This window comes from Pseudomonas sp. JV245A (assembly GCF_032424515.1).
Classification (GTDB): Bacteria; Pseudomonadota; Gammaproteobacteria; order Pseudomonadales; family Pseudomonadaceae; genus Aquipseudomonas; species Aquipseudomonas protegens.
In genome coordinates, this window is sequence record NZ_VYKE01000009.1 from 33,896 (window position 1) to 52,101 (window position 18,206).

An 18,206-nucleotide genomic window follows, 5' to 3' on the forward strand; every position below is an offset into this window, starting at 1 on the left:
TCACAGTGGCAAGAGCCTTGCGGCCAACCGAAAAACCGAACCAGAGTGACTGGGGTTCACATCAAGATTAATGAGGCATAAACGGCAAGGGCTAGAAAAGGCCCAAAGCTTGAAAACACCGAAGCCGGGCATGCTAGCACAGATACATCGCAATCGCCGTGCAGCAAATTATCGCGAGCCTGGTTTACAGTCTTTTATTGTTGAAAGTGAACTTGAGATGTACGTCGAGCCTCAAATAACCGGAGAATCGTCGTCCTTGCTACCGACTTCAGGAGAACCCGACTCATGCGCCTTATCAAACTGCTCGCCCTTGCCGCACCGCTCACCCTGCTACTGCCTTTGAGTGCACAGGCGGCATGGCCTGCCGGAGCACGCGCCGACTACATGAAGGACTGCACCGCGGCGGCCAGCCAGAACATCGACGCCAAGAGCGCCGAAAAGCACTGTGCCTGCGGCGCCGACAAGCTAAATGAAAAATTCACCACCGAGGAGATCAAGGAGCTGATGAGCAAAACCAAGCAACCCAGCGCAGATCTGCGAACCCGAGCATTGGACGCCATCGCTGCTTGCCGGGTGGTCAAATAAGCTGCTGATGCCCGGAACAGGCTGCGCCAGTGCTCGCCACAGAGCCTGAAACGCGGTCTTTTTCACAATTTACGCAGCTTTTACGGGTTTTTTTATTACCCTCTGTTTTACGCCAAAGCCCCTTAAACCGGGGCCTGCAGCCAACTCAGATGGCAAAATACACAGGTACATCGGGCAAAGAGCGCCTCTGGGGGGCTCCCAAGCCGAACATTTCGACTATGATAGCTCGGTGTGCCCAGTTGGCCTGAGCAGCACAGCACTACTGAAAATATATGTTTCTTGGAGATACACCATGTCTAATCGCCAAACCGGCACCGTAAAATGGTTCAACGATGAAAAAGGCTTCGGCTTCATCACTCCTCAAGGTGGCGGTGACGACCTGTTCGTACACTTCAAAGCTATTGAAAGCGACGGTTTCAAAAGCCTGAAAGAAGGCCAGACCGTTTCCTTCGTGGCTGAGAAAGGCCAAAAGGGTATGCAAGCTGCACAAGTTCGCCCTGAGTAATTTCTCAGCGAGCTAAAAAAACCCCGTCCATGTGACGGGGTTTTTTATGCGTGATCCAAAGGCCTCAGCCTCAACCACAGTTGACCCGGGTCACCACCAGGCCGGCATCAGTGTTCAGGTTCAGGCGATCCGAGCGGTACTCCAGGGTGATCATGTCGTTGGGCTTGAGGAACCGTGCGTACTGCGCGCCTGCGCGTGTACGGGCCTGCTCGAGCAACTCGGGAGAAGCCTTCTTGCCGACGGCGAATTCGGCGGCCGATGCTTCACAACGAGTGTGCCCGGACTCAGCGGCCACAGGCTCCTTTGTCGACCCGGCAGTGCTGCACCCACCAAGGACGACAGCGGCCAACAAGGTTCCGAATGAAGCGAGCTTCCAAGGCATGAAGCCTCCTTTTCAAAATTAAGCAGAGATCGTGCGACAGCCGATTTGGCTTTTGGTTTCAAAACAAATGGCCATTTGCCGTATCAGGTGAACAGCGGGCAAGTCTGCCTCAGCCGGTGCCACTCTTTCACGGGACAATCGTCACCGGATATGAACGACGCTCAATAGATGTCGATGTAGTCGAACGCCGGCTTGGGCCAGTTCTGTTTGAGCGCATTGAAGATCTGCATCACCCAGACCTCGTCGGCGGCAGCCACCTTGCCGACATACCCGGAGCCGGCCGCCCAGGTTTCCAGGCGAAACAGCAAACCTTCTATCTCGGCACCGCCCACTACCCCCGAAGAGATATAGGCAATTCCGGTTTTGCTCACGCGCAACTGGGTATGCACGTTGTCGCTGGCAGACGCCAGCAGCTGACGCACCGCCTCCAGGGTCAGGGCATCAGGCTGGTTCAAATCGATTTGCACGGAGGCTTCCTTGAGCACAGGAAAAGCCGCAGTGTCGCACAGCACTCGCCTGATGCCTAAGTCGGAGTGCCAAACGCCCGGCAACATGGTTAACTCTGCGACGCAGCAACTACCCGCCCAGAGCCCTGCCCTGGCGCCCGCCTTATCCGAATTCGTGAGACTTTCATGGCCACCGTGAGTATCGACGCCGACATCAAAGCCAAATGGCCCCAGGGCCAATGCTCCTACAGCCCGGGGAGCCCGGAGGAGCTGGCGATCATTGGCATAGACCTGCTGGTCAAGGAACTGGGCACCCAGTCCGCCCGAGCCTTCATTGAACAAGTCTTCGAGAAATACCCGGCCGACCACCTGGGCGTACAGGACCCGGAACGGGAATAGAACCCCGCAGGCAGGTACCTGCGGGGGCAAGGTTTACTTGAGACGCGCCAGGCGCTCGGTGAGCAAGTCGAAGAAACCCTGGGCATCGCCGTTCTCAACCCAGAACACGTTCTTTTCCTGCTTCAGGCCGTCGTACCAATCGACGATGGTCTGGCCGAAAGTCGGCCCCTCGCGGCTGTCGATGACCATATTGGCTTGACGGCCGGTGAACAGCTCGGGCTTGAGCAGGTAGGCAATCACTGTAGCGTCATGCACCGGGCCGCCGGGAATACCGTAGTGCTCCATGTCGCCCTTGACGTACTCGTTGAGGATGTCCCCCACCACCTTGCTGGCGTTGTTGTTCAACGCCGCGATCTTCTGCAGCCGCGCATCGCTGGTCAGCACCTTGTGGGTCACGTCCAGCGGCAGATAGGTCAGTTTGACGCCGCTCTTGAGCACCACTTCGGCCGCCTGGGGGTCGGCGAACAGGTTGAACTCGGCCACCGGCGTGATGTTGCCACCGTTGAAGTGCGCACCGCCCATGACCACCACTTCCTTGATGCCCTGGGTGATGTCCGGTGCCTGGATCAGCGCCAGCGCCAGGTTGGTCTGCGGGCCGAGCATGGCGATAGTGATGCTGTGGGGCTTGGCCGCCCGCAGCGTATCGATCAGGTAGTTGATCGCATTGCCCTTGGCCAGAGGCGCCTTGGGCTCGTGCACCGTCACCCCGGAAATGCCTTCCTTGCCATGGATATTCTCGGCATAGATGGGGGTACGCAGCAGCGGCTTGGGCGCTCCGGCGTATACCGGCACCTCCTCGCGCCCCGCCCACTCTCGGGCCAGGCGCGCATTGCGCGAGGTCTTGTCCAACCGCACGTTGCCCGCCACCGTGGTCAGGGCGCGGATCTGCAGCTCCTCGGGGGAAGCCAGGGCGAACAGCAGGGCTACCACATCGTCGGCCCCCGGATCGGTGTCGATGATCAGATCGATTTTTTCCGCCGCCTGAGCGCCGGTAGCAGTGAGCAGAGACAAAAGCAGCAGACTCCGGAACCAGTGGTGAAACAACTGAGCATAGCGGCGCATGGCGCACTCCTTGTGCAAGATGGAAAAAGGCCCGACAGCGGCCTAGAAGGTCACCCCGGCAATCAGGGCGATATTGCAATACGGCTGGCACTCCCCGGTGCGGATCACCGCACGGGCCTGGCGGCTGAGCACCTTGAAACCCTCGTGGTTCATGAGCTGCCGCTGCCCCAGCTCACCACCGGCGGTCATGCCTTCAAGCGCCGCCAGCGGCGTAGGCTGCTTGAGCAGAATTTCTTCGGCCAGCACATGACGCTCCACCTGCATCTCGCTGAGCAACACCTTCAAGGTAGTGAGAAAGTCGGGAACGCCGTGGGTCAGCGCCAGGTCGATCAACTCCACGCCCGGGGGCACCGGCAGGCCGGCATCGCCGATCACCACGATATCGCCGTGGCCCAGGGACGCGATCAAGCGTGACAGGGCAATGTTGAGCAAAGGTGTCTTTTTCATGAAGGGATAAACGCCTGAACGTCGGACAGCGTGGGAATGGAAGGTTGCGCACCGGCGCGCGTCACCGACAGCGCCGCAGCCACCTGGCCAAAGCGGATGGCCTCGGCTTCGCTCTTGCCGGCAGCCAGGGCCGCGGCAAATCCGCCGACAAAGGTGTCCCCGGCCGCCGTGGTATCGATTGCCTTGACCCTGGGCGCCGGGAAATGCTCGAAACGCTGGCCATCGGCAAACAGCGAGCCTTGCGCACCGAGGGTGATGATCACCTTCCCAGCACCCGCAGCGATCAAGCGACTGGCAGCCACTTCAGCGCTCTCCAGGGAGTCCACCGCTACCCCGCTCAAGGCCGAAGCCTCGCTCTCGTTGGGAATCAGGTAGTTGATCGCGCCATACCACTGCGCCGGCAGCGGGCCACTGGCCGGCGCCGGATTGAGGATCACCGTCTTGCCCAGTTCGCGCCCGCGCTTGAGGGTGTAGCCCACAGTCGCCAGCGGCACTTCAAGCTGGCAGATGATGACTTGCCCATCCTGCAGCACCGCATCGAACCCGGCGACCTTCTCGGGAGTGAGCTGGCCATTGCCGCCGGCGACGATGACAATCGCATTCTGGCTACTGTCGTCCACCACGATCAGCGCCACCCCACTGGAGCCTTCGACCACACTCACCGCCTGGCAATCGATCTGCTCGGCCAGCAAGGCACCTCGCAGTTGCTCGCCATAGGCATCGTCGCCGACACAGCCGACCATCGACACCTGCGCTCCCAGCCTGGCCGCAGCCACTGCCTGATTGGCGCCCTTGCCACCGGATACCGTGGCGAAGGATTTGCCAATCAGCGTCTCGCCCCCTCGGGGCAGGCGCTCGGCCCGAGTCACCAGGTCCATGTTGAGGCTACCCACTACCACTACTTTTGCTGACATACATCGGTACTCAATCAGTTGGGTTCAGCGGTATTCGGCGAAAGCGCCACCCAGCGGCGCCGTCGACTCCCGCAAGACGATATTCGGCGTAACGATGCGCTGGTCGACCGGCAGCTCCCGGCAGGCGATCCGCCGCAGCAGCAACTCTGCCGCGGTTTCCCCCAGTTGCAGGATCGACTGGCCGACCGTGGTCAGCGCCGGGTAGACGTACCGGCTCATGAGGATGTCGTCGAAGCCGATCACCGAAAGCTCGCTGGGCACGCGGATATTGCGCTCCGCTGCCGCGCGCAGCACCCCGATGCCCATCATGTCGTTGCCAGCGAAAATCGCGCTCGGCGGCTGTCCGCCATCGAGCAACTGCGCGGCTGCGCGATAACCACCAGTGCTACTGAAATCACTTTCCAGGATGCGCTCGGCAGGCGCCTCGACACCGGCCTCACGCAGCGCCTGCTGGAATCCCGCCAGGCGCATCTGCGCCACACTGGTATTGCCCGGGCCGCCGATGCAGGCAATGTCCCGATGCCCCAGCTCCAGCAGGTGTCGGGTGGCCAGGTAGGCACCGTGCTGGTGGTCGATACGCACCAGGTCGGCGTTCACCCCTTCCAGCCCACGGTCGACAATCACCATCGGCGTGCGCACGCCGGCCAGCCCCTGGGCCAGGCCGCTGTCGCCACCGGCCGAGGTGACAATCAACCCGTCGATACGTTTTTCCAGTAATACTCGCAGGTAGTTGCGCTGCTTCTGCGGGTTGTCGTCGGAGTTGCAGAGGATCACGCAGTAGCCGTTGCGTTCGCAATAATCCTCGATCCCCCGAGCCAATTCGGCGAAGTACGGGTTGAGGCTGTTGGGTACCAGCAAGCCGATGGTAGCCGTGGTCTTGGCCTTCAGCGAACGCGCCACCGCGCTGGGCACATAGTCCAGGCGCGCGATAGCGGCCTCGACCTTGACCCGAACTTCCTCACTGACTGGCCGCGTCTTGTTCAGCACATGGGACACCGTGGTGTAGGAAATCCCCGCCAGCGCCGCCACATCCTTGATTGTTGCCATGAATCAAACCCGCCGATTGGCGCGCTGGCTGCGATAAGTGTCCAGCACCACGGCAATCACGATGACCGCACCAGTGATGATGCGCTTGGTCGGTTCGGATGCGCCGATTTGCGCCAGGCCCGCAGCCAGCACGGAAATAATCAAGACGCCAAAGAAGGTACTGATCACCGAACCGCGCCCGCCCATCAGACTGGTGCCGCCGATCACCACCGCAGCGATGACTTGCAACTCCAGACCGGAGCCCGCGTTCGGGTCTGCCGCTTCCAGGCGAGAAATCTGAAACAGTGCAGCGATACCTGCCAGCAACCCCATCAGGCTGAAGACCAGGATCTTGTAGGGTTTGGGGTTGATCCCCGCCAGACGCACTGCCTCTTCGTTGGTACCGATGCCGATCAGGTAGCGACCGAACACGGTGCGAGTCAGCACCGCCTGGGCCAGGAAAATAATCAGCAGGGCAATGATAAACGACGGCGAAATGCCGAAGGCAATCGGATTCGACAACCAGGCGAAGGCGTCACCGATGTAGGCGGTGCGTGAGCCCGTCATCTGGTAGGCCACGCCGCGGGCCATTTCCAGTACACCCAGAGACACGATGAACGAAGGAATGCGCCAGGCCACGGTGATGGAACCGGTCACCGTTCCCGCCAGCGCCGCGCAAGCCATGCCCAGCAACGCCGCGGGCACCACGCTCCAGCCCCAGCCGAGAATCGCCACGCTGACGGTCGACGCCGCCAGGGCCAGTACCGAGCCCACGGACAGGTCGATGCCACCGATGATCAGGACGAAGGTCATGCCCACCGCCAGCACCATCAGGTCGGGAATCTGGTTGGCCAGGGTACTGAAGGTGTCATAGGACAGAAAATGACTGCTGAGTAGGGAGAACAGCACGATCATCCCCAGCAGCGCCCCCGCCAACCCCAGGTAAGTGCCGAGGCCGTAGTAGTGGCCGCCTCGCTTGCCGCTTGCTGCAGTTTTCATGATGCATTCCTAGGCGCCGCTACATCGATCAGCGCATCTCGTTTTTGATAGCCGGCAAATGCCGCGGCAAGCAGTTCATCCTGGGTCCAGCTGTCGCGCTCGAAGGTATCGATCAGCCGCCCGGCCGAGAGCACGCCGATGCGATCGCAGATCAGCATCAGCTCGCGCAGGTCGCTGGACACCACCACAAGGGCCTTGCCCTGCCGGGTCAACTCCCCCAACAGGCCGTAGATATCGAACTTGGCGCCGACATCGATGCCACGGGTCGGCTCATCGAACAGCAGCACCGAACAGTCGCGCTCCAGCCAGCGGCCGATCACCACCTTCTGCTGGTTGCCACCGGACAGCTCGCTGACCAGTTGCGCCGGGCTGGAGCTGCGGATACGCATGGCGTCGATCTGGCGCTGCGCCAGATGCTCCTCGTCCTGGCCATTGACCAGGCCGCTGCTGGAAATCGCCGGCATGTTGCCCAGGGCGATATTGGCGCTGATGGACTGGGTCAACAGCAGCCCCTCACCCTTGCGGTCCTCGGTAATCAGGGCGATGCCGTTGGCCACCGCATCCACTGGCGAGCGGATGCTCACCGGGCGCGCCGGGGTGCCCAGGGCGATGGTGCCGCTGTCGGCGACATCGGCACCGAAGATCAGGCGCAGCAGCTCGGTGCGCCCTGCCCCGATCAACCCGGAAATTCCGAAGATCTCGCCACTGCGGACCTCGAAGGACACATCGCGGACTTTGTCCGAGCGGCTGAGGTTGCTCACCGTCAAGGCCGGCGCGCCGATCCGGCGCTCGCCCAGGTCGATGTGCTCGCCCAGCTCGCGACCCACCATCAGGTTCACCAGTTGCTCGCTGTTGTAGTTGGCCATCGGCTCGACACAGACCAGGCAGCCGTCACGCAATACCGCGATGCGCTGGGCAACCCGGGCCAGCTCTTCCAGGCGATGGGAGATATAGATGATCGACACGCCGCGGGCCTGCAGGCGGGTGATCTGCTCGAAGAGCATTTCTACCTCGCGGGACGTGAGCATGGCGGTGGGCTCATCGAGAATCAGCACATGGCAGTCGCCGATCAGGTTACGGGCGATCTCCACCATCTGCTGGTGGCCGATGCCCAGCTCGCCCACCAGGGTGTCGGGGTCGATGGCATCCAGACCGACCTGGGCCATGGCCTCGATCGCCGCTTTGCGCAATTGCCGGCGGCTGATCCAGCCACCACTGCTGGGCAGGTTGTCGAGGAACAGGTTCTCGGCCACCGACAGGGTCGGCAGCAGGTTGAGCTCCTGCATCACCATGCGAATGCCCAGATCCTCGGCCTGGGCGCGACTGCCCGGACGATAATCCTGACCATTGAACTGCATGTGCCCTGTGGTGGGGCTGACCAGGCCACCGATGATCTTCGACAGGGTGCTCTTGCCGGCACCGTTCTCGCCGGTGAGCGCCAGCACTTCACCGCGCAACAGCGTCAGGTCGATGCCGGTCAACACCGGTTGCGCATAAGTCTTGCCGATACCGCTGACCGATAGGACAGCGTTGGCAGCAGAAACTGACATAGGAAACTCTCCATGCGCCCGCCCAACCGGGCGAGCGCCGTTGTACCGCCGCAATGACTACTGAGTGACCAGCTCAACCGGAGTTTCGATCACGCCATTGGTGCCGCTGTCGACTTTCTCGCCCTTGAGGATCTTCAGCGCGGTCTCGATACCGAACACCGCCTGCTTGGCAGCGAACTGATCGGCAGTGGCCAGGACCCGGCCATCCTTGAGCATCGGCTTGATGGCGTTGATGTTGTCGTAGCCCACGACCTGCACCTTGCCTGCCTTGCCGGCAGCCCGGACTGCCGAAACCGCGCCCACCGCCATGCTGTCGTTACCGGCCAGCAATGCCTTGAGGTTCGGGTATTCGCTGAGCATGGCCGAGGCCACACGATTGCCGGCGTCGATTTCCCAGTCGCCCGACTGCAGCGACACCACCTTGATCTGCGCGGCTTCCATTGCATCCTTGAAGCCGGCGGTGCGCTGCTGCGCGTTGGTGGTGGTGGAAACCCCTTCGATGATTCCCACTTCGTCACCGGCCTTGAGCTGCTTGGCCAGGTACTCACCCACCAGACGCGCGCCCTTGCGGTTGTCCGGGCCAACGAAAGGCACGCTGATGTTCTTGCTCTTCAGCACGCCGGGGTCGAGCTGGTTGTCGATGTTGATCACCGTGATCCCGGCGTCCACGGCCTTCTTGATCACCGGAACCATGGCCTTGGAGTCAGCCGGGGCAATCACCAGGGCGTTGACCTTGGAGACGATCATCTGCTCGACGATGCGGATCTGGTTGGCGGTATCGGTTTCATCCTTGATGCCGTTGGACACCAGGTCGAAATCGGCGGAATGCTCTTTCTGATAGGCCTTGGCACCATCTTCCATCGTCAGGAAGAACTCGTTGGCCAAGGATTTCATGACCAGGGCGACCTTGGGTTTCTGCGGGGTATCGGCTTGAGCCGAGGAGAAAGGAAGGGCCGCGGATGCAGCGGCGAGAACGGCGACAGCGAGGAGACGTCCAGCAAAGGGCAGCTTCATGGGTTCACTCCGATCTTATGATTATTGTGAGCAGCGTTCGTCAAACGGAACCGCCAGGTAGGCAGCCCCACTGGCCGACGGCGAACCTTGCAAAGATAGACGATTATCCTTTTCCGAAGGCCGCGCAAACGTTTGCGTAAAACGAACTATGCGAACCTCGCCAGCGTTTGTCAACGCTGTTCAAAGTGCGATCAGAGAGAGTGGGTAGCCATCCGCAGCCGGCCACGAGGAGAAAAACCTGCCCGAAAAATGCTCCCGGACAGGCTGATGATTCAGGCAGTGGTGTTCACCAGGCCACCGGAAGACGACTCCTTGGCCAACTCCCGGACCAGGTTGCCAGAGACTTCCGCCAGCGCGCCGTTGGTATCGGCGACTTGCCCTTGAATGGCCATCACTGCCGTCTGCTTGGCCTCAGGGGTTGGGTAGTTGGCGGCCTGGGCGGCAGCCAGTTGCTGTTGCAGCTCGCGAAGTTGCTGCTGCAGCTCCTGCATGCGCTTGAGCAGCATCTTTACCACGATGCCGTGCTTGTCTTCGCTTGGGCTTTCGCTTTCAGACTGTTCGGCCTGCTTGCTGGAGCCGACCCGCAAAGTGCCCGACTCGTCGGTACCCAACGCCGTAGACGCCTGTTCGGCGGCGGCATTACTCAATGCATCGATGGTCGCGGGCGACTTGCCATTGATCAGAATGGCTCCTGCCCCTGGAAATCCTACTGACAGTGACATGGGAACTCCTGGTGAAAAATCCTAGAAGGATCATCGACCGCTGCAGAACAATCTTTAATGGATGAGCGAGAAGTCATCCCGGGACTTGTGACGAGCATTTTCGGATTGCCGAACGCGCCACCTTGAAAACGTTCGGAAACCCGGACGCCACATGATTTCTTACGCATAAAAACAGAAATAAAATTGATATAAATCAGTAACTTAAAATAGTCATCCAGCCAAGGTAGCGCTGGTACAGATCCTGCTCCACCCTCGCTGCCCCGGCGCATACAGATCTGCCGCCGGGGTGTTTCTAGATGAACCTGCATCAGCACCGTCTCACTACTAGAGAGAAAATAATGAAATCTGCCTTCAAATCCTTCGCCCCGGGCGCTTTGGCCCTCCTCCTGCTTCTACCTGCAGCCCTGCAAGCCAAAGAAGCTGAAACCCAACAGAAACTGTCCAACGTCGTGGTTCTCGCCACTGGCGGCACCATCGCCGGCGCCGGCGCCAGCGCGGCCAACAGCGCCACCTACCAGGCGGCCAAGGTCGGCATCGAACAACTGATCGCCGGCATCCCCGAGTTGAGCCAACTGGCCAACGTGCGTGGCGAGCAAGTCATGCAGATCGCCTCGGAAAGCATCACCAACGAAAACCTGCTGCAACTGGGCCGCCGCGTTGCCGAACTGGCCGACAGCAAGGACGTCGATGGCATCGTCATCACCCACGGTACCGATACCCTGGAAGAAACCGCCTACTTCCTCAACCTGGTGGAAAAGACCGACAAGCCAATCGTTGTGGTCGGCTCCATGCGCCCGGGTACCGCCATGTCGGCTGACGGCATGCTCAACCTGTACAACGCTGTGGCTGTGGCCGGCAGCAAGAACGCCCGCGGCAAAGGCGTACTGGTGACCATGAACGACGAAATCCAGTCCGGCCGCGATGTCAGCAAGATGATCAACATCAAGACCGAAGCCTTCAAGAGCCCATGGGGCCCGCTGGGCATGGTGGTGGAGGGCAAATCCTACTGGTTCCGCCTGCCAGCCAAGCGCCACACCATGGATTCGGAATTCGACATCAAGAACATCAAGAGCCTGCCTGACGTAGAAATCGCCTACGGCTACGGCAACGTCAGCGACACCGCCTACAAGGCCCTGGCCCAAGGTGGCGCCAAAGCCATCATCCACGCCGGTACCGGCAACGGCTCGGTGTCTTCCCGTGTGGTCCCTGCCCTGCAGGAACTGCGCAAGAATGGCGTACAGATCATTCGTTCTTCCCACGTCAATGCCGGCGGTTTCGTACTGCGCAACGCCGAACAGCCTGACGACAAGTACGACTGGGTCGTGGCTCATGACCTGAACCCGCAGAAAGCTCGCATCCTGGCCATGGTCGCCCTGACCAAGACCCAGGACAGCAAGGAACTGCAACGCATGTTCTGGGAATACTGACAGCCCCTCTGCTCGACCGGCCCCGGTCGAGCATGCTTGCAACCACTCGCCCGCCCGGGCGGGTGGTTCCCCCCTTTCCCCCATGCAAAAAAATCTGCTCTCCTCGTGAGACAAATGCATAAAGCGTTGTCAGAGGAACTTCTTGAATTTTAAGCAGTTGCGAAATGCCCTACAGTTAAATACTGTATGCACGTACAGCTTAATAAGGAATGTTCCGTGGCCACGACCCAAACGCCCCTCAGCTCCTACGAACGCCTGGGTGTGCGCATCCAGAAAATCATCAACTCTCCCACCGCACAAAAGGCCAAGGCAGCGCTGATCTTCCGCCTCGCCGATGAGCCACAGGATGAGTGGGAACGCCTGCTGGAGGAGATCGCCGAAAACGACAACGTCACCCTCGCCTACCGCGACGATGGCGGTGTGCAGATTTTCTGGGTCGTGCCGAAGGAAGATTGAGTCGATGAGTGTCCGTTGTTTTGCCCTGCTGTTGCTGTTTCTCGCCTGTTCCGCCCACGCCGATGCGCCCCGCACCTTCAGCGAGGCCAAGAAAGTCGCCTGGAAGCTCTACGCCCCCCAATCCACCGAGTTCTATTGCGGCTGCAAATACAACGGTAACCGGGTGAACCTGGCGGCCTGCGGCTATGTTCCGCGCAAGAACGCCAAACGCGCCGAACGCATTGAATGGGAGCATATAGTGCCGGCCTGGCAGATCGGCCATCAGCGCCAGTGCTGGCAACAAGGCGGTCGCAAGAACTGTACACGCACCGATTCGGTCTATCAGCGCGCCGAGGCCGACCTGCACAATCTGGTACCGAGCATTGGCGAAGTGAATGGTGATCGCAGCAATTTCAGCTTCGGCTGGCTGCCGGAACAATCGGGCCAGTACGGTTCGTGCCTGACCCAGGTCGACTTCAAGGCCAAGAAGGTCATGCCTCGCCCTTCGATTCGCGGGATGATCGCCCGTACCTACTTCTACATGAGCAAGCAGTACGGCCTGCGCCTTTCCAAACAGGATCGGCAGCTATTCGAAGCCTGGAACAAGACCTATCCAGTACAGGCCTGGGAGCGCCAGCGCAATCAGAGCGTGGCTTGCGTGATGGGGCGCGGCAATGAATTCGTCGGCACAGTCAACCTCAAGGCTTGTGGCTGAACGCAGATCGCCCGCGGGTGGCGGGCGATCATTGAGCCTATGGAAACGGGCTTACTGCGCGGCTTGATGCTCGATGACCGTGACTTCGATGTCACGCTTCTTGGCCTTGACCAGCTTTTCGGTCACTTCATTCTTCTTCGCCTCGGCCTCGGCCTGGGAAGCAAACGGACCGACCACGACCAGACGCTTGCCGTCCACGGTCACCACATTGGAAATCACCCCGTGCTCGATCAGCCAGCCGGTCAGGTCACTCACCGCCAGGGGAAGCGGGCTGCCCACCAGCACATCCCATTGCGGCTCGGTCGAGGCCGGCTGGGTCTGTACTGCCACCGCCGTGCTCTTGTTCGCTTCGACCCGCTTGCCTTCCCCACAACCGGCCAACGCCAATACCGCCATCATCATCGCTACTGTGCGCACAACCTAACCCCTAGAAAGTCTGAGGTGGCGATTTTAGCACTCATGACCCGAGAGACCTCGTCACAAAATCGGACCGAAACAGGAAGAATGATATTTATTGCCTATGTATAGTTGCGCCTTGGGAATTAATAGATCTTCTGCGCGTCAGAAAGAGGCACCCACTCAGTGGAACTTCGCACTAATCTATACCTAAGACCGACCTCTGCACTGTTTGAATCTGGTGCCCTACAAAGCTATCAAGGAGAAGATCATGCTGATACTCACCCGCAAAGTCGGTGAAAGCATAAACATCGGTGACGACATTACGATCACCATTCTCGGCGTCAGCGGCCAGCAAGTGCGCATTGGTATCAACGCGCCAAAAGACGTCGCGGTACACCGTGAAGAAATCTATCAACGCATTCAGGCAGGCCTGACCGCTCCGGACAAACGCGAAACCCCCTGAACAGCATGAGCACCAGCCTTTTGCCCGCGCACAACGGCTGGCGCAGCGCCTGTCTTGTTTGCCTTGAGCTTTTCCCCGCAGACGGCCTGCACACCCTCGCCCGGTTGCAGCCACAGCAGATTCCCGCCCATCAGACTGTCGTCAACCACTGATTATCGCCCTTTCGCGATAGCGAGCCCGACCGTTGATTCCCGACACACGCCGCCGCTGCATTGCAGGCGGCGCACCGGTGCGGCGGTCAGGCGCCCGCTGCAGGCTCCACAGGCTTGAAGCCCAGGTCCTGGGTAAAGCGCAGCAGGTAACCATCCGGGTCGAGTACCAGCAGGTTCAACTCGCCGTGCAGCAATTCGTCGTGACGGTACCAGCACTCCTGAATCTCTCGACGCAAGGCAATGCCCGCCCGAGCCAGGGCGGCTGCCAACTGGCGAATATCCGGGCACTCGATGGACAGGTTCATGCCGCGGCCAAATGGAGCCTGCAAGGGCCCCACGCGCCACTCCGACTCCTGCTGGTCATCCTGCTCCAGCATCAGTTGGGCACCATTGAGGGAGAGGAAGGCAAAGAAGTGTTCCGGCCGCTGATACTCCACCTTGAAGCCCAGAAGATCGCAGTAGAAGGCCAGACTGCGCTGCAGGTCGGTGACCAGCATCTCCGGCACCAGGTCATTCATTTGAAACATCGAAGGCTTCCATTGCTCATTGATAGAGCCGCGAGCCTACTCTCAAGCAGCCACGCAGTGCAGCCCCGCTTACCAATGATTACAACTGAGCCCAGGTCACCCCACGCGCCATGCCGCTGGCGGCGATGACCATCAACACCATGAGCAGGGCCTGCACATCGCTGATACGGGCGAACAGCAGCGCCCGCCCGATCTGTGGCGCCACCCCTCGCCCCAGGGCCATGCGCCAGCGGATCAAGGTCAGCATCGGCAGGACCTCCAGCAACAGGATGATCACGAACAGCGTCATCTTCAGGTGGAACAGCGGCTGGTGCAGGTAATACTCCGCACCCTTGCCATAACCGCCAAAAGCCCGCAACAACCCGGTGATCAACAACACCGCGGCCATCAGCCCCCAGACATTGTCGGCCCGCAACACCTGCCCGGGCGCCGCAGCGCCGCCGCTCAGGCGACGCAATGCCGAAGCGCGCGCCAGCACCCCGGCAAAGGCACTGGCAAACGCCAGCAAATGCACAGCCGCCAGCAACCATTGCTGCAACATCGAGCTCATCTCCGCTTGATTGATCGACACATCCGGGCAGCTCAGTAATAGCTCATAACCCAGGCTGTTGCCGGCCAGCGGAAACGAAAAAGGCGGCTCGCACGGATCGACAACTTCCGCAAGAACCGCCTGGCCACTCAACTTCATCAATGGCCGTCACAACTCAGCCATGACGCTCCTGCAGCACCTTGCTCCACAGGGTGAACGCTACGGGCGGCGTCCAGCCGGGGTTGGAGGTATGCTCCTGGAGGCACAGGTAACGATTGCCTTCGTAAGTCACTCCATCCTCCCTGAGGTAGTGCTGGCTGGTGCGCCACTCGGGAAAGCTCGGATCGACCGCACCACCTGCGGTCCTGGCACTCACACTGCGACTGGGGAGCGACTCCTGGCCCTGAGTGTCGGTAGCGGTCACAAAATAGCTGTATTGGGTGTCCGCACTCAGCCCCTGATCCTCGAAGCCCGGAGAGGGAGTGCGAGCGACCGCATTGCCGTCGCGGTACAAGGTGTAGAACTCCACCGGCCGCACACTACCGGAAACACCCCAGCTCAGGTTGACGCTGCTGCGACTGGTGCCCAGTACCATCAGGTTTCCAGGAGCACCTGGGCGCTCCGGCTCACCGCCATCGCCATGGATCAGCGGCGCATAGCGATGACGAAACTCCCAGTTGTAGGGCACGCCCTGCCGACTGATGCCGGCATCCCAGTTCACCGACCAGGTCATCAACCCCTTGATGGCGTGACCGGCGCCCTGCAAGCGCTTGAACGCATTGCTCACCGCCGACGGGTCGATCACATAGCCGGTGGCCGCGGCATCGACGTTGCTTGGCAGGCCTATCACCAGCTTGTCCGCGGCAATGCGAGTGAAACCGCGGGTACCGGAGGCCAGGCTTTCGCTCAGGTAGTAGAGGAAATCCTCTTTCATCGCGTCATTGTTCTGGGCGATCCAGGCGCCCTGCCCGCCATTGGCCTCCTGCACCCAGAGCCCGTCGCCTCCCTGGTTATAGAACTGCGGCGCGACAAAGTCGTAATAGCCTTCCAGGGCCTGCAGGTAGGCCACGTACTTGCCATTGCTGGTCAGGTAGGGAAACTCAGGCGCCATGCTGATGATGAAGTGCTTGCCCTGGCCGGCGTAATGATCCTTCACCAGCTTCAAGGCGGCTGGCAGCACACTCTTGTTGTCGGCAAAGTCGATGGCGCTCTGCTCCAGGTCGATATCCAGGCCATCGAAGCCGTAGGTTTCCACCAGACGGATGATTTCGTTGGCCAGGGGCTGTTCGTTGCCCTTGTGCAATTCGATATGGGCATCGGCGCCGCCCAGGGAGATCAATACCGCCCGGCCCTGGCTGTTGAGCACGCCCACCTGGCGCCGGAACTCGGCGTCCGAAAGGTTGTAGGGCTTGAAGGTGGGAATACCGTTGCCCTTCATGAAGGCCACTGCAACCACGTTGTATTCCTTGGGCACGTCCACCAGATCCAGGTTGGCGAATTGCCCCTGCTGGTAGCCGTCGCTGTGACCGGCGGCCCAGTTGTGCCAGAAGCCCATGAGCACCTTCTTGCCGGCAATGCTCGGCATCAGGGAAGCAGCATCTGCGGCCTGACTCTTGATTAATGCAAAATCGATCTTATCCACGTTCTAATCCTTCAGAACTGTCAGAAAATGTTAACTACCTGAAACTTATTTAAAGTCCAGATCGAAAGCCTGATAAAAGCCATTGCCGGTATTGGCAACAATCCACACCAGTACTACAACATGGTGGCCCTTTTTATTTTTGGGCAGCACAACTTCATGATGAGTCTTGGCTTTCAATACCGAACCGAACTTGTCGAATGGCACTTCGGTGTAGAAGTCCTGATAAAAAGCCTGGGGTTCCAGCTGGGCGCGACTGATGCGCTGTTTCGGGTCCCAGCCGTCCTTGGTGATGAACCAGTTGTAGCCCCGGGTAACGTGAGGGGCGGTGTATTCCCACTGCACCTGGAACACCTGGCCCGGGTTCACGTTCACCAGCGGCCAAGTGAAGGGCCGGTTGATCTTTTTCGACATTTCCTCGTTGGTGAAGTTGATGCAATCGCGATCATCAACCTTGCCGCCACTGAGAATATGACCGTCGGCGGGTGGCGCGACACTGGCCACATCGCTGTCGTAAGGCTTTGGGAAAGGACCGGCGGCGAGGGCCGGAAAGTTTTTCCCGCCTTCCATCTCGTTGACCTGCCAGGTTCCCAGCAGCCCCAGCTCTACCGCTACCGCACCGCGGCTGGACGGAGAAACAACGCGACCATGTTTTAGTTGAGCCTGTGGCTTATTCATATCTTTCACTCCATTGATTAATTAACTACTGCTCCTTATTGAGCACCCTCAACTTAGCGCACTTTTCCCTGCTTTTTTCATCACCACAAAAACTAACCATTCAGGACAATTTACAAAAGTCCGCCCCAGCCCCCTTAATCCCTGGACTTCCTTATTTCAACTGACAGTTTGAAGAGGCAATGTATTACACGCTTTGCTACAGGCTTATTGGGTGTTTCCACAGATCGCCAATAACAGCTGGCCTGACCAGCTGAAAACCCTTCCCCAGAAATGACAAAACCCGGCCGATGCCGGGTTTGTACCTGATAGCGTCAAATACCAACGCCAGTGACTATCCTCTGCGTTACAGACAGGTCGCTAGCGCCGCCAGGCGACGCTTCGAGACATAGCTGTCTGCAACCGCATAAAAGTGGACGGTGGTCGTCGCGGCCTCAGCCTTGATATCGACAAAAGTCTCGGCGGAACGGGTATACACGGTGTACCCCCCAGCCTTGCCCGGTTGCAGATAGGCAGCGGCATCGACACCAAAGACCGACTCGTCCTGCCAGGCGAACTGCACACATTGCGCTACCAGTTGATCAGCCTTGGCCGAGGCCAGGGTTTTGTTGGGCGTTCGGGCCCGAGCTTCATCCATGGTAGAGCTCGCACAGCCAGCCAATAGCGCCGCCACCATTACCGCCATCAAAACCCGCATGCTGCCTCCTCGTCCAGAAAACGCGAGAGTATCGCTCAGGCCGCGTTAAAAAGGCGCGCGAACAGCAGAAAAACTCCCCCGCGCCCACTCAGCACTCCGCCAGGGAGGACGCCAGCTGGGCGATCGCCTCCTGGTCCTCATCTCCGAGGTGGCGGTAGTTCTGAATAATGGTGCTTTCATCCAGGCTCAGGCTGCCCTCGGACAAGCGCGAGCGCTCGCCGGTCAACACATAAAGCAGGTCAACGCCGTGGCGCCCGATGGCCATCAGGTAATCCGATTTGGGCACCCGCTCACCGCTCTCGTAACGGCCCTGGGCGTTGGCTTCAACACCGCCAATGGCACCGAATTCCTGCTGGGAGAGCCCCAACGCCTTGCGCTGTTCTTTCAAGCGCTCACCAAAGGTCTGCATAACCATCCTCATTCAACAAGGTGATGGTTTTACGACCGTAGCGGCCGCAGAAGGTGCATTTTGTTTGCCCACACCATTGCCAGCCCCC

The 18,206-nt window shown here is 59.9% G+C and carries 24 protein-coding genes; 7 read left to right on the top strand and 17 right to left on the bottom strand.

What is annotated here, in order from left to right; translation table 11 throughout:
• Positions 1-285: 285 nt before the first annotated feature.
• Positions 286-585 carry a hypothetical protein gene (locus F6S12_RS04545; RefSeq protein WP_011060416.1) on the top strand — a complete coding sequence of 100 codons (300 nt, stop codon included), beginning with the start codon at positions 286-288 and terminating at the stop codon, positions 583-585.
• A 292-nt stretch (positions 586-877) separates the two neighbouring features.
• Positions 878-1,090: a cold-shock protein gene (locus F6S12_RS04550; RefSeq protein ID WP_003179963.1), complete on the top strand. Its 213-nt coding sequence runs from the start codon at positions 878-880 to the stop codon at positions 1,088-1,090.
• Between the two features lie 70 nt (positions 1,091-1,160).
• Here the strand turns inward: F6S12_RS04550 and F6S12_RS04555 are convergent, their stop codons facing one another.
• Complete coding sequence (locus tag F6S12_RS04555; protein WP_041117049.1) at positions 1,161-1,472, bottom strand: I78 family peptidase inhibitor; 312 nt, start codon at positions 1,470-1,472, stop codon at positions 1,161-1,163.
• 161 nt (positions 1,473-1,633) lie between these two features.
• The gene (locus F6S12_RS04560; protein ID WP_011060414.1) at positions 1,634-1,939 is read right to left on the bottom strand and encodes a hypothetical protein; all 306 of its coding nucleotides are present in this window, start codon (positions 1,937-1,939) and stop codon (positions 1,634-1,636) included.
• 165 nt (positions 1,940-2,104) lie between these two features.
• Here F6S12_RS04560 and F6S12_RS04565 point away from each other — a divergent pair, with 165 nt between their 5' ends.
• Positions 2,105-2,317 carry a hypothetical protein gene (locus F6S12_RS04565; RefSeq protein ID WP_011060413.1) on the top strand — a complete coding sequence of 71 codons (213 nt, stop codon included), beginning with the start codon at positions 2,105-2,107 and terminating at the stop codon, positions 2,315-2,317.
• Between the two features lie 33 nt (positions 2,318-2,350).
• Here the strand turns inward: F6S12_RS04565 and F6S12_RS04570 are convergent, their stop codons facing one another.
• From F6S12_RS04570 to F6S12_RS04605, 8 genes are all read right to left on the bottom strand, one after another.
• Entirely contained in the window at positions 2,351-3,379 is a 1,029-nt protein-coding gene (locus F6S12_RS04570; RefSeq protein ID WP_011060412.1) for a nucleoside hydrolase, read from the bottom strand.
• 42 nt (positions 3,380-3,421) lie between these two features.
• Positions 3,422-3,826, bottom strand: a complete 405-nt coding sequence (gene rbsD, locus F6S12_RS04575) for a D-ribose pyranase (RefSeq protein WP_072451517.1) — start codon at positions 3,824-3,826, stop codon at positions 3,422-3,424.
• Complete coding sequence (gene rbsK / locus F6S12_RS04580) at positions 3,823-4,740, bottom strand: ribokinase (RefSeq protein ID WP_315868757.1); 918 nt, start codon at positions 4,738-4,740, stop codon at positions 3,823-3,825. Before rbsK ends, rbsD begins: the two co-directional genes overlap by 4 nt.
• A 24-nt stretch (positions 4,741-4,764) precedes the next feature.
• Positions 4,765-5,787 (bottom strand): LacI family DNA-binding transcriptional regulator, encoded by a 1,023-nt coding sequence (locus F6S12_RS04585; protein ID WP_011060409.1) that lies wholly within the window; start codon positions 5,785-5,787, stop codon positions 4,765-4,767.
• Between the two features lie 3 nt (positions 5,788-5,790).
• Positions 5,791-6,765, bottom strand: a complete 975-nt coding sequence (locus F6S12_RS04590; protein WP_011060408.1) for an ABC transporter permease — start codon at positions 6,763-6,765, stop codon at positions 5,791-5,793.
• The gene (locus F6S12_RS04595) at positions 6,762-8,315 is read right to left on the bottom strand and encodes a sugar ABC transporter ATP-binding protein (protein ID WP_161467173.1); all 1,554 of its coding nucleotides are present in this window, start codon (positions 8,313-8,315) and stop codon (positions 6,762-6,764) included. The genes F6S12_RS04590 and F6S12_RS04595 overlap by 4 nt, the downstream gene beginning before the upstream one ends.
• Positions 8,316-8,372: 57 nt before the next feature.
• The gene (locus F6S12_RS04600; protein ID WP_011060406.1) at positions 8,373-9,329 is read right to left on the bottom strand and encodes a sugar ABC transporter substrate-binding protein; all 957 of its coding nucleotides are present in this window, start codon (positions 9,327-9,329) and stop codon (positions 8,373-8,375) included.
• 272 nt (positions 9,330-9,601) lie between these two features.
• Positions 9,602-10,051: a hypothetical protein gene (locus F6S12_RS04605; protein WP_011060405.1), complete on the bottom strand. Its 450-nt coding sequence runs from the start codon at positions 10,049-10,051 to the stop codon at positions 9,602-9,604.
• Positions 10,052-10,389: 338 nt separating this feature from the next.
• Between F6S12_RS04605 and F6S12_RS04610 the strand changes: the two genes are divergently transcribed.
• The 3 genes from F6S12_RS04610 to F6S12_RS04620 all read left to right on the top strand — a co-directional run bounded on the left by F6S12_RS04610 (position 10,390) and on the right by F6S12_RS04620 (position 12,628).
• Positions 10,390-11,478, top strand: a complete 1,089-nt coding sequence (locus tag F6S12_RS04610) for an asparaginase (protein ID WP_011060404.1) — start codon at positions 10,390-10,392, stop codon at positions 11,476-11,478.
• 186 nt (positions 11,479-11,664) lie between these two features.
• Positions 11,665-11,934 (top strand): DUF1654 domain-containing protein, encoded by a 270-nt coding sequence (locus tag F6S12_RS04615; RefSeq protein ID WP_015634917.1) that lies wholly within the window; start codon positions 11,665-11,667, stop codon positions 11,932-11,934.
• Between the two features lie 4 nt (positions 11,935-11,938).
• Positions 11,939-12,628: an endonuclease I family protein gene (locus tag F6S12_RS04620; RefSeq protein WP_315868758.1), complete on the top strand. Its 690-nt coding sequence runs from the start codon at positions 11,939-11,941 to the stop codon at positions 12,626-12,628.
• A gap of 51 nt (positions 12,629-12,679) precedes the next feature.
• On the opposite strand, the gene F6S12_RS04625 is transcribed toward F6S12_RS04620, so the two are convergent.
• On the bottom strand, positions 12,680-13,030 hold the full coding sequence (locus tag F6S12_RS04625) for a hypothetical protein (RefSeq protein WP_011060401.1): 351 nt from the start codon (positions 13,028-13,030) through the stop codon (positions 12,680-12,682).
• A 265-nt stretch (positions 13,031-13,295) separates the two neighbouring features.
• Here F6S12_RS04625 and csrA point away from each other — a divergent pair, with 265 nt between their 5' ends.
• Positions 13,296-13,490, top strand: coding sequence for a carbon storage regulator CsrA (csrA, locus tag F6S12_RS04630; RefSeq protein ID WP_007920550.1), 195 nt, complete (start codon positions 13,296-13,298; stop codon positions 13,488-13,490).
• Between the two features lie 238 nt (positions 13,491-13,728).
• On the opposite strand, the gene F6S12_RS04635 is transcribed toward csrA, so the two are convergent.
• The 6 genes from F6S12_RS04635 to F6S12_RS04660 form a co-directional block, all read right to left on the bottom strand.
• Positions 13,729-14,169 carry a VOC family protein gene (locus tag F6S12_RS04635; protein ID WP_053157365.1) on the bottom strand — a complete coding sequence of 147 codons (441 nt, stop codon included), beginning with the start codon at positions 14,167-14,169 and terminating at the stop codon, positions 13,729-13,731.
• 79 nt (positions 14,170-14,248) lie between these two features.
• Positions 14,249-14,710 (bottom strand): DUF2214 family protein, encoded by a 462-nt coding sequence (locus F6S12_RS04640; RefSeq protein ID WP_053151474.1) that lies wholly within the window; start codon positions 14,708-14,710, stop codon positions 14,249-14,251.
• 163 nt (positions 14,711-14,873) lie between these two features.
• Positions 14,874-16,340 (bottom strand): glycosyl hydrolase family 18 protein, encoded by a 1,467-nt coding sequence (locus tag F6S12_RS04645; RefSeq protein WP_103289791.1) that lies wholly within the window; start codon positions 16,338-16,340, stop codon positions 14,874-14,876.
• A 45-nt stretch (positions 16,341-16,385) separates the two neighbouring features.
• Complete coding sequence (locus F6S12_RS04650) at positions 16,386-17,015, bottom strand: lytic polysaccharide monooxygenase auxiliary activity family 9 protein (protein ID WP_011060397.1); 630 nt, start codon at positions 17,013-17,015, stop codon at positions 16,386-16,388.
• Positions 17,016-17,358: 343 nt separating this feature from the next.
• A complete protein-coding gene (locus F6S12_RS04655; protein WP_041117035.1) occupies positions 17,359-17,709 on the bottom strand; it encodes a hypothetical protein in 351 nt (116 codons plus the stop codon).
• 88 nt (positions 17,710-17,797) lie between these two features.
• Positions 17,798-18,118 (bottom strand): helix-turn-helix domain-containing protein, encoded by a 321-nt coding sequence (locus tag F6S12_RS04660; RefSeq protein ID WP_011060395.1) that lies wholly within the window; start codon positions 18,116-18,118, stop codon positions 17,798-17,800.
• Between the last annotated feature and the right edge of the window lie 88 nt (positions 18,119-18,206).